Genomic DNA, 13,829 nt, shown 5'->3' with positions numbered 1-13,829 from the left:
TGCTGGCGCAGGCCAACCAGGTGCCACAGACCATGCTGTCTCTGCTGCGTTAATCCTTTCTTACGCAGATCAGGCCCCCAACTGGGGGCCTTTTTTATGGGCGGGATTAACCGCTTTTTTACTGGATAATGGCGCGATTGTTTCCGGGCGCGCCGCGTATTCTGAGCTGAAAGAGACGTCACACAGACGTGAGTTATCGCCGAGGCTGAGGATACAACCGACAATGAACGCGAACGCACTGGTAAGCATAATCATCCCTGCTTATAAAGCCACCTGGTTTGAACTGGCGCTGAAAAGTGCATTAGCACAGGATTACCCTCATTGTGAAATCATCATTGGCGATGATTGTCCTGATGCAAAAATCGAGGATATTGTCAGTGCGTATCAGGTAAACAGTAAATTTCCCATCTATTACCAGCATCATCATCCCGCATTAGGCGAAATCGCTAACCTCAGTCAGGCAATACGTCGCGCCAAAGGCGAATACGTAAAATTCCTTTATGATGATGATGTGCTTCTGCCGCAGGCCGTCTCGCAATTAGTCGCGGCGCTGTCGCAGGTGCCGCAAGCGGTGATGGCGACAGCCAGACGTAATCGCATTGATTCCGTCGGTAAGCTGATGGCAGACGAGATTTACAGCGTATCGCCGGTATTAGAAGACACGATTTTTCATGGTCAGGATATGGCCCGCTGGCAGGCTGATTTCCTGAACAACTTTATCGGTGAACCCAGTGCCGTTTTAGTGCGCAGCGCGGCGCTGCGCAAGCTGGTGGCGGAGCCGCGCGAGCTGCATGCGTTGATCGATGAAGGGTTGCCGTTCATTGCCGATCTGGTGATTTACCTGCGCTTGTTACGTCATGGTCATCTGGTCTATTTACCGCAGGTGCTGGCGCAGATTCGTATCTCGCGTGAGCAAACCAGTCAGGAAGCGCGCCTCGATGGCAATATAGCCAGTCAGTCTCACCAGCGCTTTCCGGAAGAGATCAAAAAACTGGGCTGGTATGATGAGCAACTGCCGCAGGGCTGGATTCGTCACGCCACGCTGCGCAGCCAGCAGGACTTCCAGCCGTTTGACCTGACAACGGCGCTGCAGAATGCGCGGGTAGAGAGCCATTTTGCCGAGTGGTTCCGCCAACGCACGCTGCGGCCCATCGAACAACAGCTGATTGCACAGCATCTTGCCAGTCAGCCGGTCGCACGTATTGCCGTGGTGATTGATGTGCGCGATGCGACTGAGACCGAGTGGCTGCTGACACAGGCCAGTCTGGATGTCGCCGTGGCCGGTCTGAGCCTGCAACCGGTGGTGCTGGCGGCACCGTATCAATCGTTTATTCCTGCCTCTGTGCAGCGTATTGATGTGCGCGACAATCAGGTAGTCGCTGCGCTCAACACGCTGACCAAAGAGGGACATTTCGACTGGCTGATAGTATTACGGGCCGGCAGTCAACTGTATACCTCAGGTTTGCAGGCGCTGGGAACGGTGCTGCCGGAGGTCGGTCATTGCCAGTTGATTTATGCCGATGAGGTGTATCCGGTCAATGGCCGTCCGGTTGGCGCATCCTTCCGCCCTGACTTTAACCTTGACCTGCTACTCAGTACTCCATCGAGAATGGCCTGCCACTGGCTGTTCCGCCGCGAATTTTTGCAACAGACAGGCGGGTTTGCCACGCACTGGCCGGGCTGTTTTGAACTGGACGTGATTCTGCGCACCATCGAAAGCCAGCCTTTTAATGTGATTGGGCATCTGGCTGAGCCGTTAGTGCAAACCGTCTCATTACGACAGCCGGTGGATGAAGAGCGCGCCCTCATCCGCACCCACCTGCAGCACCGCGGCTACGCACAGGCCGATGTCAGCCTGAGCCCACATAATGTTTATCAGCTGCATTATGGTCACCCGCAGTCGGCCCCGGTTTCCATCATCGTTCTGGTGAGTAATCACCTCCCGAACCTGGTGAGTTGCGTCACCTCGCTGATGGAAAAAACCGCCTCACAGAATTATGAATTGCTCCTGGTTTCTGCTCAGGGCGGAAGTGCCGCCCAGGACGAATGGCTGCGCGGTATCGCTGAGATCGACCCGGCACGCATTCGCACATTGCAGATTGAGGGCGGTTTTCATCGCGCCAGAATGGTCAATGCCGCCGCCGCTGTGGCCAGAGGCGATTACCTGCTGCTGCTGAGTAGCGATTTGGCCATGCTTGATAACAGCTGGCTGGAAAACCTGCTTAACCATGCACAACGTCCGGAAGTCGCTATTGTTGGCGCCCGGCAAATCTACGCAAATGGTCAGGTACGCCACGCCGGTTATGTGCTGGGGATTAACGGCCTGGTAGGTGAGCCGTTCTATGGTGAGAGCCATGAAACCGCGGGACACATGGCGCGTTTGCAAGCCGACCAGAACTACAGCGCGGTGTCAGGCGATCTGATGATGGTGCGTACCGAGGTGTTTCGCGCCGTTGAGGGTCTGGATGAGACGCTGCAGCATTTCGACGATGTCGACTTCTGTCTGCGCGTGCGCGAAGCCGGGTTGATGACGGTCTGGACACCGTACGTGCGTATGCTGCGGCAGGTTAATCCTGAACTGACGGTCGACACGCAGAGTCGAAGCCAGGAGGAAGATCGTCAGCTGCAGAAATGGCAGGCCATCGTGACCCAGGATCCGGCGTATAACCCCAACCTGACGCTCAATAACATCAACTTTAGCGTGTCCTCCGACAGCGAACTGACATGGCGTCCGCTTTCGTGGCGGCCATTGCCGGTGGTTATGCCTTTCATGGCTGATTTTGCCGGTTGTGGTTACTATCGCATCATCAAGCCCTATGAGGCGATGCGTGATGCCGGCCTGGTGGATGGCAAACTCTCCTCCACGCTGATTAATGTTGCCGAGCTCAATCGCTTCGCGCCCGATAGCCTGATTTTCCAGCGCCGGATTGACGCGGAGTTTCATGAATGGCTGGAGAAAGTCAGTAAGCATACGCAGGCGTTTAAAATTTACGAGCTCGACGACTACCTGCCGAATATTCCGCTCAAAAACCATCATCGCTCACAGTTTGGCAACGATGTTAAAAAACTGATGCGGCGCAGCCTGAGTTATATGGATCGCTTTGTCGTATCCACCGAACCCTTAGCCGAAGCGTTCGCGGATATGCACCACGATATTGTGGTGTGTAAAAACCGTCTTTCGCATGACTGGTGGGGCAAGCTGCAGTCGCTGCGCAATCAGGGGAAAAAACCACGCGTTGGCTGGGCCGGGGGCTCCAGTCATACCGGCGATCTGGAAATGATTGTCGATGTGGTGCGCCATTTTGCTAATGACGTGGAATGGGTGTTTTTTGGCATGTGCCCGCCAAAGCTGCGGCCTTTTATTCATGAATATCACCACGGCGTAGAAATTGAGCGTTATCCGGCCAAACTGGCTTCGCTTAATCTCGACCTCGCGTTAGCGCCTGTCGAAGATAACTTTTTCAACACCTGTAAAAGTAATCTGCGCCTGATGGAATATGGTGCCTGCGGCATTCCGGTGATTTGCAGTGATGTGGCGTGTTATCGCGGTGATTTAACCGTTACGCGCGTGAAGAACCGCCACAAAGACTGGGTGGACGCCATCAATATGCATCTGCTGGACCCCGCGGCGAGTGCCCAAATGGGCGCCAGGCTGCAACAGGAAATTCGCCAGGACTGGATGCTGGAAGGCGAGAACCTGCAAAGCTGGTCACAAGCCTGGACGCTGAAGCGTTAATTTTTGACCTGCTGCACTGCAGCAGGTCAATGCAGTTTCAATCTGGATAACACCACACTCTGCGGTCATTCACCGCCTCATCGCTGGCTGAGGCGGAAACCTGTTCTGCAGGGAATGACCCGGCTGATAACTTTCAAGGGTGGGTTGGTGTGAAAAGGCACTCTGCTGAGGTGAAAGATTATGAATAATAAACCTGTGTATGTAACCAGCCCGCTTATGCCACCGCTGGAAGAGTTCATGCCTTACCTTGAACAGATCTGGCAGAATAAAGTTCTGACCAACGGCGGGCCCTTCCATCAGCAACTTGAACAGGAGCTGGCACGCTATTTAGGTGTTGAGCATCTCTGCTTATTTACCAATGGCACGCTGGCGTTGCTGACGGCGCTGCAGGCGCTGCGTATTACCGGTGAAGTCATCACCACACCTTATTCTTTTGTCGCCACCTCGCATTCTCTGTTGTGGAATGGGTTAACCCCGGTGTTTGTCGATATCGACCCGGTAAGCTGTAATATCGATGCCTCCAAAATAGAGCAGGCCATTACACCGAGAACCACAGCCATTATGCCGGTCCACTGCTACGGCAATCCGTGCGACGTGGAGAATATTCAGCGCATCGCTGACCTGTACGGGCTGAAAGTCATTTACGATGCTGCTCACGCCTTTGGCGTCCGTAAAAACGGCAACAGCATATTGAATTATGGTGACTTGTCGATTTTAAGTTTTCACGCAACGAAGGTTTTCAATACCATTGAAGGTGGCGCAATTATTTGCCCGGATGCTAAAACCAAAAAGCGCATCGATTACCTGAAGAATTTTGGTTTTGCAGATGAAACCACCATTGTGGCGACCGGCATTAACGGCAAGATGAACGAGGTGCAATCGGCCTTTGGCCTGCTGCAGTTAAAGCACATCGACCAGGCATTAGCGGAGCGGGCGCGTATTCAGGCACACTATTATGATTTGCTCGCGGAAATCGATGGCATTACGCTGCCGCATATTCCGGCTGATGTTGAATGGAACTACTCTTATCTGCCGGTGATGGTAACGGAAGATTTTCCGCTGAGTCGTGATGAGCTTTATGCTCATCTGCGTGAGCACAACATTATTGCCCGTCGTTATTTCTATCCGCTGATCACCAGTTTCCCGATGTATCGTGGATTACCTAGCGCTGATGAAGCGGCCTTACCGATTGCACAACAAATGTCTCAGCGCGTGTTATGTTTGCCGGTCTATCCTGGCTTAGCATTGGCCGAAGTTGACAATATTGTGCAAATCATTCACCGCCTGGCTGAGCAAAAGCTAACAAGCCGCGCGTTACCTCTGGTGGGATAATAACAAGGCGTCTGAGACGCCTTGTTTTATATTTATTGCAGGGCGGTGATATCAGGAACGGGCTGAACGGTGGCTGAATCACCGGCTAAGCAGGCGGATTGCACGCGATTTTGCCAGTCCGATGCCTCAACCCCCAGCGCCGCTATCCGCGCGGTATTCATTACGCTGTTGACCGGCCTTGCGGCAGCCATCGGATATTGCGCGCTGCCAATCCCTTTCACCAGCACATCCCGCTGCGCGGCCACAAAAATCGCCTGGGCGAATTCGCACCAGCTGACCGCCACATCGCCACAGTAGTGATAAACGCCGGCGGTTTCCGCGCGGGATGCCAGGGTGATAATCGCCTGTGCCAGATCGCCGGCATAGGTCGGGCAGCCGGACTGATCGTTCACCACGCTGATTTCGCTGCGGGTTTCTGCCAGCCGCAGCATGGTTTTGACAAAGTTTGCACCGTACTCACTGAACACCCATGAGGTGCGAATCACTACGGCGTCCGGCAGCACGGAGAATACACGTTTCTCACCCTCCCATTTGCTCAGTCCGTAGAAATTAATCGGGCAGGGCAGATCGCTTTCGGTATAAGGCGTTTTTTTACTGCCATCAAACACATAATCGGTGGAGAGATGAATCAAGCGGGTGCCCTGCTGGTGAGCGGCGATGGCGAGATTTTCCGGGCCGATGGCGTTGACCTTCATGGCGCGGATACGGTCGGTTTCTGCCTTATCGACCGCGGTATACGCGGCGGCATTGATGATCACATCGGGACGGAATTTCTTCACCACCCGTTCCACCGCCGGGTGGTCGGTAATATCTAACTCGGCAGAGCCACAGGCCAGCAGCACCCACTCTGCCGGCACCCGATCCAGTAAACAACGGCCAAGCTGGCCATAAGCACCGGTTAACAAAACGCGCATTGCACTAACTCCTGCAGGGAGAGTCCTTGTTGATCTTTTACCGATAGCAGAGGCGTCGCTACCGGCCATTGCACCGCAATTTCAGCGTCATTCCACATCAGGCAGGCTTCATCCTGTGGGTTGTAGTAATCAGTACATTTGTATTCGAAGTCAGCGACCTCGGAGAGCACCACAAAACCATGTGCCAGACCCGGTGGGATCCACAGCTGGGTTTTGTTCTCTTCAGACAGCTCCAGCCCGGTCCATTGGCCAAAGGTGGGCGAATCCGCACGGATATCGACGGCAACGTCAAACACCGCGCCGCGTACCACGCGCACCAGTTTGCCTTGCGGCTGGGTTTTCTGAAAATGCAGCCCGCGCAGCACGTTACGCGCCGAACGGGAGTAGTTGTCCTGCACAAAATCCAGGTCGATATCCAGCAGTTGCTGATAACGCCGCTTCTCAAAGGTTTCGAGGAAGAAGCCGCGGGCATCGCCAAACACTTTAGGCTGGATAATTTTTACATCAGCAATTTTCGTGGTGATGACCTCCATCTCACTCCTCCACTAGCATCTTCAGATAGTGACCATACTGCGTTTTGCCGAGATAGGCGGCGCGCTTTAGCAGCGATTCGCTGCCGATCCAGCGCTTGCGCCAGGCGATCTCTTCCAGACAGGCAATTTTGAAGCCCTGGCGCTTTTCAATGGTATGAATGAAGTGTGACGCTTCGAGTAAGCTCTCGTGGGTACCGGTGTCGAGCCAGGCAAAGCCACGTCCCAGCACTTCGACGTTAAGCAACCCATCGTCGAGATACATCTGATTGAGGGTGGTAATTTCCAGTTCGCCGCGGTGAGAAGGGCGAACTTCCCGCGCCATGGCGCAGACGTTTTTATCGTAAAAATAGAGGCCGGTGACGGCATAGTTCGATTTTGGCTGTAGCGGTTTTTCTTCAATGGACAGCGCGCGGAACTGCTTATCAAATTCCACCACGCCGAAGCGCTCAGGGTCCATCACCTGGTAGCCAAATACCGTAGCACCCTGCGGTCGCGCGACCACATCTTCGAGCTTTTTACCAAAGCTTTGACCAAAGAAAATGTTATCGCCCAGCACTAATGCGCAGCGCTCACCGGCAATAAAAGACTCACCGATGATAAACGCCTGGGCCAGGCCATCGGGTGATGGCTGCACCGCAAACTGCAGATTGACGCCGAAATGGCTGCCGTCGCCCAGCAAACGCTGGAATCCCGCCAGATCTTCAGCGGTAGTAATCACCAGGATGTCACGAATGCCTGCCAGCATCAGCACCGAAAGTGGATAGTAAATCATCGGTTTGTCATAAACCGGTAACAGCTGCTTCGATACGCCGCAGGTTACAGGATGCAGGCGGGAACCTGTCCCGCCCGCCAGCACTATACCTTTCATCATTGCCTTCCTTATTACGCGTCTCTGCTCTCCACAGAGTCATGCTGTGAGCATACGAGCGCACAGGAATAATTGATGGCGCGAATAACCGATAAAAAAGCGGGCATTGCCGGGGATAAGCGGAAGGAGAGAAAAGCAGCGCGTGGGCATTCCTGCTGAGCTAAATCAAATTGGGCTCTTACGCGGCAGACGATTTCCCCTTGCGCATCATAACCTCAAAAAAGTAACCATCCTGTTACAGCCTGCGTCAGAACTGCCGATAACCCTCTTCAGAATCATTCCAATTTTTACGCTCTATTTTTTCTGTTTCTGGGGTGTCTATGCGCTTCAATTATGACTTGTTACCGGGTGAGCAACTGACCTTCGATGAGATCGCGCTGCGCTATGCGCAGCAGCATCCTGATGAGAAGGAGCTCACCGCCCGCGGGTTGCTCAGCCCGTCAACCAGCTACCGCAACCTGGTGATCCGCGCGCTGTTTGCGCAGGAGGAGCTGAACAGTCCGCTGGAGGATCTGCTGTTTGTTTCCGACGATAACGAGCGCAAAAACTACCTGCGCCGATTCGAGCATTACCTTAAAAATCAGCAGGCGTTTCTCTATTTTCGCCGCAACGACGAAGCGCGTAAAAGCGGACGCTGGAAAGTGATCGGCGAAACCCGGGTGTACGCGATGCTCGATCCCCGCTCGGCGGAGGCGCAAAACCTGCTCAACAGCCGCGGCTTTAAGCTGGTGCTGATGCGCCAGACCGAAGAGGAAGAGTACTGGCAGCTGTTTGATCCGCAGGCGCACCCGTGTTTCCCGCTGTCGCGCAAGATCCAGTTTTTAGTGGTGCTCAGCACACCACAGCAGAAAATGCCCAGCGCGGTAATGCCGGGTACTGAAGTGGGGCGGCGCGTCAAGGCGAAAGTGTTCCAGCGCGCCAGCCAGGCGGAGTTCAGCGCGGCGGTGAAGGCGCGCTATGGTGCCTGCATTATTACCGGCACGCGCTTAACCGAGCGCCACAGCTGGCCGTGGGTGGAAGCCTGCCATATCGACACCCAGGAGAATGAAGAGGGCTTTCTGGCGGATAACAGCGTCGACAACGGCCTGTTCCTGCGCAGCGACCTGCAGCGGCTGTTTATCAATAAAATGATTAGCATTGACGCAGAAACCGGTCAGGTGCTGTTTAATTCCGCGCTGGAATGCGACGAGTCCATTAGCCCTTTTTATCAGGCGCTTGAGGGCAAAACCTGTGCGCTGTGGGACGCCGTCCCGCCTGGCACAAGGCAGCGGCTGCGTAATCTGCGCTGAACCTGCGCACAATGGCGGTGCGATCCACCGCCATCCATAACAAATTTGAAATAACCTCGCTTTTGCCTGCCTATTCTGCCAATCGAAACCGCTACAGAATTGGATAATCATGCCGATAACTTTATTAACGCAGGGTAGTCAACGTGAACGATCTCTATACCGCCGATGGCGTGATGGATAAACATTCGCTCTGGCAGCGCTACGTTCCTCTGGTGCGGCATGAAGCGTTGCGCTTGCAGGTACGTCTGCCAGCCAGCGTTGAGCTTGACGATCTGCTGCAGGCTGGTGGCATTGGTTTATTGAATGCCGTGGAGCGCTACGACGCGCTACAAGGCACCGCCTTTACCACCTATGCCGTGCAGCGTATCCGGGGCGCAATGCTGGATGAACTGCGCAGCCGCGACTGGGCACCTCGCAGCGTGCGTCGTAATGCGCGCGAAGTGGCCGGTGCGATGCATCAGGTAGAACAAGCGTTGGGGCGCTCGGCTACTGAGCAGGAAGTGGCTGAACAGTTGAATGTTTCGCTGGAAGAGTATCGGCAGATTCTGCTCGATACCAATAACAGCCAACTCTTCTCCTACGACGAGTATCGGGAAGAACACGGTGACAGTGCGGAGCTGGTGACGGAAGGGCATGAAGAAGCCAACCCGCTTCATCAGTTAATGGAAGGAAACTTGCGTGACCGCGTAATTGAAGCGATCGAGGCATTGCCCGAGCGTGAAAAATTAGTGCTCACACTGTACTACCAGGAAGAACTGAACCTGAAAGAGATTGGCGCAGTGCTGGAAGTGGGGGAATCCCGCGTCAGTCAACTGCACAGTCAGGCGATTAAACGCCTGCGTGCCCGGTTAGCGGGGGCGCGCTGACAGACTCAGTACCTGGCATCGAAAAAATAAAAATACCGGGGACTCAGCAATGGGAGCCAAAGCCAAAGCCAGACCTTTAAGTCGTTATCTTAAAGACTACAAACACAGCCAAAGCAATTGTTCACATTGTGGCAAGGTTTTAGACCGCATGGCATTAGTATTCCGCGGCCAGATCATCAATAAAGAGGCCATCGCACGCATGGACCAGATGATTGACGATCAGGTATGGATGAAACTCCAGCCGGAACTGACGGCGCTGTGCCGTTTCTGCAGCGATATTTTTTGTAATACCCATCCGAATTACTTCGATATCATGGCGTTCAAACAATATCTGTTTGAGCAGACCGAGATGAGTCACAGTACCATTCGTGAATATGTGGTGCGTCTGCGTCGTCTTGATGACATGCTGAAAGCGAAAAATTTCCCGGCAGAAAGGTTACGGGGCAACAGCTGGCATGAGTGTCTGCAAAACGATCTGCCCGATGCGGGCAACAATAACTACCGTATTGCACTGCGCAAATATGACCAGTTCTTAGGCTGGCAGCGCGGCTAAGGGTGATTCAGCCCCGGTTACTGGTGAGCATGCCAGCAACCGGGGCGCGTCGCGATCAATTCCGGATGCGACTTTTCTCATCTTCTGCAACACTGTAGGGATAACTGCACATTGCCCGAATGGAGGCTGCATTGTCCTTACATCTTCTGCACCAGTTTCCCCGTCTTGAACTGCTTGGCGCACCGACGCCGTTAGAGCATTTGCCACGCCTGTCTGATTACCTCGGACGCGATATCTTTATTAAACGTGATGACGTCACGCCGGTGGCGCTGGGCGGTAACAAGCTGCGTAAACTGGAGTTTCTCGCGGCCGATGCGTTGCGGGAAGGTGCCGATGTGCTGCTGACCGCCGGTGCGATCCAGTCCAACCACGTGCGCCAGACGGCAGCCGTGGCGGCGCGTCTGGGCCTGAAATGCGTGGCGCTGCTGGAGAACCCGATTGGCACCGACGCCGCCAACTACCTGAGCAACGGCAACCGCCTGCTGCTGGACCTGATGGATGTCGAGGTCGTGATGGTTGATGCGCTGCACAATCCACCGCAGCAGCTGGCAGAGCAGGCGGAACGGCTGGAAGCGCAGGGCTTCCGGCCTTACATTGTGCCGGTGGGCGGCTCGAATGCGCTTGGCGCGCTCGGCTACGTCGAATGCGCGCAGGAGATCGCCCATCAAAGCGAAGGCGTGGTGGATTTCGCTGCGGTGGTGGTGGCGTCGGGCAGTGCCGGGACGCATGCCGGGCTGGCGGTCGGTCTGGAACAGCTATTACCGAACAGCGAGCTGGTGGGCGTGACGGTGTCGCGCAAGGTTGAGGCGCAGCTGCCGGTGGTGGAGCGCATTCGCAGCGCGCTGGCACAGCAGCTGGAGCTGGAAGCGCGTGCGCCGCTAACCCTGTGGGATGACTATTTTGCGCCGCGCTACGGCGAACCCAATGACGAAGGCATGGAAGCGGTGCGCCTGCTGGCGCGGCTGGAGGGCATTATGCTCGACCCGGTCTACACCGGCAAAGCGATGGCGGGTCTGATCGATGGCATCAGCCAGAACCGTTTCCGCCGGGAAGGGCCGCTGCTGTTTGTGCATACCGGCGGCGCACCGGCGTTATTTGCTTATCATCCTTCGGTATGAGACAGCAGCAAAAAAAGGTTTATAATCCAGCGGTTATTACAAAGAGCACATGCCGGAGCGGCACCCTTTATTGCGAGATAAAGCGCCGCGCCCAAAATGAGCGTTAATTAACCATAAGCACACAACACATCACAATAATGGGGTAAACATGGCTTTCTCTCCGATTCGTCGCCAGCTGGTGATGGGAATGATGGCGGTCGCACTGGTGGCGGGCGTGAACGTAAAAAGCTTTGCGGCAGAAGATTTGCTGGCGCAGGTCAAGAGCAAAGGTGAGCTGCGCGTTGGGCTGGAAGGCACCTATCCGCCGTTCAGCTTCCAGGATGAAAACGGCAAGCTGACCGGTTTTGAAGTCGAGTTTGCCCAGGAGCTGGCAAAACACCTCGGCGTGAAAGCGGATCTCAAACCGACCAAATGGGACGGTATGCTGGCCTCGCTGGATTCCAAACGTATCGATGTGGTGATCAACCAGGTGACCATCTCCGACGAGCGCAAGAAGAAGTATGACTTCTCCACGCCGTACACTATCTCCGGCGTGCAGGCGCTGACGCTGAAGAAAAATGCGGGCTCCATCACCAAACCGGAAGATCTGTCCGGCAAGAAAGTCGGCGTGGGTCTCGGTTCTAACTATGAGCAGTGGCTGCGCGACAACGTCAAAGGCGTCGATATCCGTACCTATGACGATGACCCGACCAAATATCAGGATCTGCGTTCAGGCCGCGTTGATGCCATTCTGGTTGACCGCTTAGCCGCGCTGGATCTGGTGAAGAAAACCGGCAATACCATGGCGGTGGCTGGCCCGGCGTTCTCCCGTCTGGAAGCGGGCGTGGCGCTGCGCAAAGGCAATGAATCGCTGCTGAAAGCGATTGATGGTGCCATTGCCGACATGCAGAAAGATGGCTCGCTGAGCAAGCTGTCTAAGAAGTGGTTCGGCGCGGACGTCACGAAATAATGCAGGAAAGTTTACAGCTGGTGCTGGATTCAGCACCTTTTCTGCTGAAAGGCGCGCTGTTCACGCTGCAGCTGAGTATCGGCGGAATGTTCTTCGGCCTGATACTCGGCTTCGTGCTGGCGCTGATGCGCCTGTCACGCTTCTGGCCGGTTAACTGGCTGGCGCGTTTTTATGTGTCGATCTTTCGCGGCACGCCGCTGATTGCCCAGCTGTTTATGATCTACTACGGTCTGCCGCAGTTTGGCATTGAGCTCGACCCGATTCCGTCAGCCATGATTGGTTTGTCACTCAACACCGCGGCCTATGCCTCGGAATCGCTGCGTGGCGCGATTGCGGCTATTGAGCGCGGTCAGTGGGAAGCGGCCGCCAGTATCGGCATGACGCCGTGGCAGACGCTGCGTCGCGTTATTCTGCCGCAGGCGGCGCGCACCGCACTGCCACCGCTCGGTAACAGCTTTATCAGCCTGGTGAAAGATACCTCGCTGGCGGCCACCATTCAGGTGCCGGAGCTGTTCCGGCAGGCGCAGCTGATCACCTCGCGCACGCTGGAAGTGTTCACCATGTATCTGGCGGCCTCGCTGATTTACTGGGTGATGGCTACGGTGCTGTCGGCGCTGCAAAACCGGCTGGAAGCGCACGTCAATCGTCAGGATCGGGAGGCAAGATGAGTGCAATTGAAGTCCGTCAGCTGGTGAAACAGTTTCACGGTCAGACGGTGCTGCACGGTATCGATCTCGATGTCGCGCCCGGCGAAGTGGTGGCGATCATCGGTCCGAGCGGCTCAGGCAAAACCACGCTGCTGCGCAGTATTAATCTGCTGGAAGTTCCGGAAAGCGGCCAGGTCAAAGTCGGTGACATCAGCATCGACGCCAGCCTCGGCCTGCACAAGCAGAAGGATAAAGTGCGGCAGCTGCGCCAGCAGGTCGGCTTTGTGTTCCAGAACTTCAATCTGTTCCCGCACCGTTCGGTGCTGGAGAACATCATTGAAGGGCCGGTGATCGTCAAAGGCGAAGCGAAGGCGGAAGCCATTGCGCGCGCACGCACGCTGCTGGAGAAGGTCGGTCTGCACGGTAAGGAAGAGAGTTTCCCGCGCCGGCTTTCCGGCGGTCAGCAGCAGCGCGTCGCAATTGCCCGGGCGCTGGCGATGCGTCCGCAGGTGATTCTGTTCGATGAGCCAACCTCGGCGCTGGATCCTGAACTGGTGGGCGAGGTGCTCAGCACCATCCGCGCGCTGGCGCAGGAGAAACGCACTATGGTGATCGTCACGCATGAGATGAGCTTCGCGCGCGACGTCGCCGATCGCGCCATCTTTATGGATCAGGGGCGTATCGTGGAGCAGGGCCCGGCTAAAGCGCTGTTCAGCAATCCGCAGCAGGCACGCACCCGGCAATTTCTCGACAAGTTTCTCAATCAATAATCTCTCCGGGCCGGTTCGCTGGCCCGAATTATTTTCCATCTAGCAAAATATTAAATACCGCGCTTACCTTTTTGACGCATTAATAAATTTATTTTCCGGCGATATAATTAATGCTGGTTTACTCCGCTGCGGAATGTTCTTAATTTCCGTGCGGCAATACGTGCGCGGCGCACCGTCAAATTACGCCATGAATGCTTAAATAACAGTCGTTCACGGGCGAAAATCCGGGCGGTCAATTTATCTCTGGTACTGTA

The 13,829-nt window shown here is 55.3% G+C and carries 12 protein-coding genes; 9 read left to right on the top strand and 3 right to left on the bottom strand.

Going from position 1 to position 13,829, the window contains the following annotated elements:
• Positions 1 to 223: 223 nt before the first annotated feature.
• On the top strand, positions 224 to 3,736 hold the full coding sequence (locus tag QMM04_RS16035; RefSeq protein WP_282996527.1) for a glycosyltransferase: 3,513 nt from the start codon (positions 224 to 226) through the stop codon (positions 3,734 to 3,736).
• A gap of 180 nt (positions 3,737 to 3,916) precedes the next feature.
• Positions 3,917 to 5,068 carry a DegT/DnrJ/EryC1/StrS family aminotransferase gene (locus QMM04_RS16030; RefSeq protein WP_262257737.1) on the top strand — a complete coding sequence of 384 codons (1,152 nt, stop codon included), beginning with the start codon at positions 3,917 to 3,919 and terminating at the stop codon, positions 5,066 to 5,068.
• 32 nt (positions 5,069 to 5,100) lie between these two features.
• On the opposite strand, the gene rfbD is transcribed toward QMM04_RS16030, so the two are convergent.
• From rfbD to rfbA, 3 genes are read right to left on the bottom strand one after another with little or no spacing between them, the layout of a single operon-like run.
• Positions 5,101 to 5,982, bottom strand: coding sequence for a dTDP-4-dehydrorhamnose reductase (gene rfbD, locus QMM04_RS16025; RefSeq protein ID WP_282996526.1), 882 nt, complete (start codon positions 5,980 to 5,982; stop codon positions 5,101 to 5,103).
• Positions 5,967 to 6,515: a dTDP-4-dehydrorhamnose 3,5-epimerase gene (gene rfbC, locus QMM04_RS16020; protein WP_021509897.1), complete on the bottom strand. Its 549-nt coding sequence runs from the start codon at positions 6,513 to 6,515 to the stop codon at positions 5,967 to 5,969. Before rfbC ends, rfbD begins: the two co-directional genes overlap by 16 nt.
• 1 nt (position 6,516) lies before the next feature.
• Positions 6,517 to 7,383, bottom strand: a complete 867-nt coding sequence (gene rfbA / locus QMM04_RS16015) for a glucose-1-phosphate thymidylyltransferase RfbA (RefSeq protein ID WP_282996528.1) — start codon at positions 7,381 to 7,383, stop codon at positions 6,517 to 6,519.
• A 320-nt stretch (positions 7,384 to 7,703) separates the two neighbouring features.
• On the opposite strand from rfbA, the gene QMM04_RS16010 reads away from it, so the two are divergent.
• The 7 genes from QMM04_RS16010 (at position 7,704) to tcyN (ending at position 13,575) form a co-directional block, all read left to right on the top strand.
• Positions 7,704 to 8,672 (top strand): HNH endonuclease signature motif containing protein, encoded by a 969-nt coding sequence (locus QMM04_RS16010; protein ID WP_264239921.1) that lies wholly within the window; start codon positions 7,704 to 7,706, stop codon positions 8,670 to 8,672.
• 143 nt (positions 8,673 to 8,815) lie between these two features.
• Positions 8,816 to 9,538 carry an RNA polymerase sigma factor FliA gene (locus QMM04_RS16005; RefSeq protein ID WP_282996525.1) on the top strand — a complete coding sequence of 241 codons (723 nt, stop codon included), beginning with the start codon at positions 8,816 to 8,818 and terminating at the stop codon, positions 9,536 to 9,538.
• A gap of 49 nt (positions 9,539 to 9,587) precedes the next feature.
• The gene (gene fliZ, locus QMM04_RS16000) at positions 9,588 to 10,091 is read left to right on the top strand and encodes a flagella biosynthesis regulatory protein FliZ (RefSeq protein ID WP_282996524.1); all 504 of its coding nucleotides are present in this window, start codon (positions 9,588 to 9,590) and stop codon (positions 10,089 to 10,091) included.
• A 131-nt stretch (positions 10,092 to 10,222) separates the two neighbouring features.
• Positions 10,223 to 11,209, top strand: coding sequence for a D-cysteine desulfhydrase (locus QMM04_RS15995; protein WP_282996523.1), 987 nt, complete (start codon positions 10,223 to 10,225; stop codon positions 11,207 to 11,209).
• A gap of 148 nt (positions 11,210 to 11,357) precedes the next feature.
• A complete protein-coding gene (gene tcyJ / locus QMM04_RS15990) occupies positions 11,358 to 12,158 on the top strand; it encodes a cystine ABC transporter substrate-binding protein (protein ID WP_282996522.1) in 801 nt (266 codons plus the stop codon).
• Positions 12,158 to 12,826, top strand: coding sequence for a cystine ABC transporter permease (tcyL, locus tag QMM04_RS15985; protein ID WP_058757420.1), 669 nt, complete (start codon positions 12,158 to 12,160; stop codon positions 12,824 to 12,826). The genes tcyJ and tcyL overlap by 1 nt, the downstream gene beginning before the upstream one ends.
• Positions 12,823 to 13,575, top strand: a complete 753-nt coding sequence (gene tcyN / locus QMM04_RS15980) for an L-cystine ABC transporter ATP-binding protein TcyN (RefSeq protein WP_021509905.1) — start codon at positions 12,823 to 12,825, stop codon at positions 13,573 to 13,575. The genes tcyL and tcyN overlap by 4 nt, the downstream gene beginning before the upstream one ends.
• The last annotated feature ends 254 nt before the right edge of the window (positions 13,576 to 13,829 follow it).

It is taken from the genome of Pantoea sp. Pa-EAmG, from assembly GCF_030024295.1.
Classification (GTDB): Bacteria; Pseudomonadota; Gammaproteobacteria; order Enterobacterales; family Enterobacteriaceae; genus Pantoea; species Pantoea dispersa.
This window is presented reverse-complemented; position numbering and strand designations above follow the sequence as displayed.

Excerpts from the sequence above, each read along its gene's own strand:
- tcyN (WP_021509905.1), top strand. The coding sequence starts at position 12,823 with ATGAGTGCAATTGAAGTCCGTCAGCTGGTGAAACAGTTTCACGGTCAG.
- QMM04_RS16030 (WP_262257737.1), top strand. The coding sequence starts at position 3,917 with ATGAATAATAAACCTGTGTATGTAACCAGCCCGCTTATGCCACCGCTG.
- QMM04_RS16035 (WP_282996527.1), top strand. The coding sequence starts at position 224 with ATGAACGCGAACGCACTGGTAAGCATAATCATCCCTGCTTATAAAGCC.
- tcyL (WP_058757420.1), top strand. The coding sequence starts at position 12,158 with ATGCAGGAAAGTTTACAGCTGGTGCTGGATTCAGCACCTTTTCTGCTG.
- rfbD (WP_282996526.1), bottom strand. The coding sequence starts at position 5,982 with ATGCGCGTTTTGTTAACCGGTGCTTATGGCCAGCTTGGCCGTTGTTTA.
- QMM04_RS16010 (WP_264239921.1), top strand. The coding sequence starts at position 7,704 with ATGCGCTTCAATTATGACTTGTTACCGGGTGAGCAACTGACCTTCGAT.
- fliZ (WP_282996524.1), top strand. The coding sequence starts at position 9,588 with ATGGGAGCCAAAGCCAAAGCCAGACCTTTAAGTCGTTATCTTAAAGAC.
- tcyJ (WP_282996522.1), top strand. The coding sequence starts at position 11,358 with ATGGCTTTCTCTCCGATTCGTCGCCAGCTGGTGATGGGAATGATGGCG.
- rfbA (WP_282996528.1), bottom strand. The coding sequence starts at position 7,383 with ATGAAAGGTATAGTGCTGGCGGGCGGGACAGGTTCCCGCCTGCATCCT.
- rfbC (WP_021509897.1), bottom strand. The coding sequence starts at position 6,515 with ATGGAGGTCATCACCACGAAAATTGCTGATGTAAAAATTATCCAGCCT.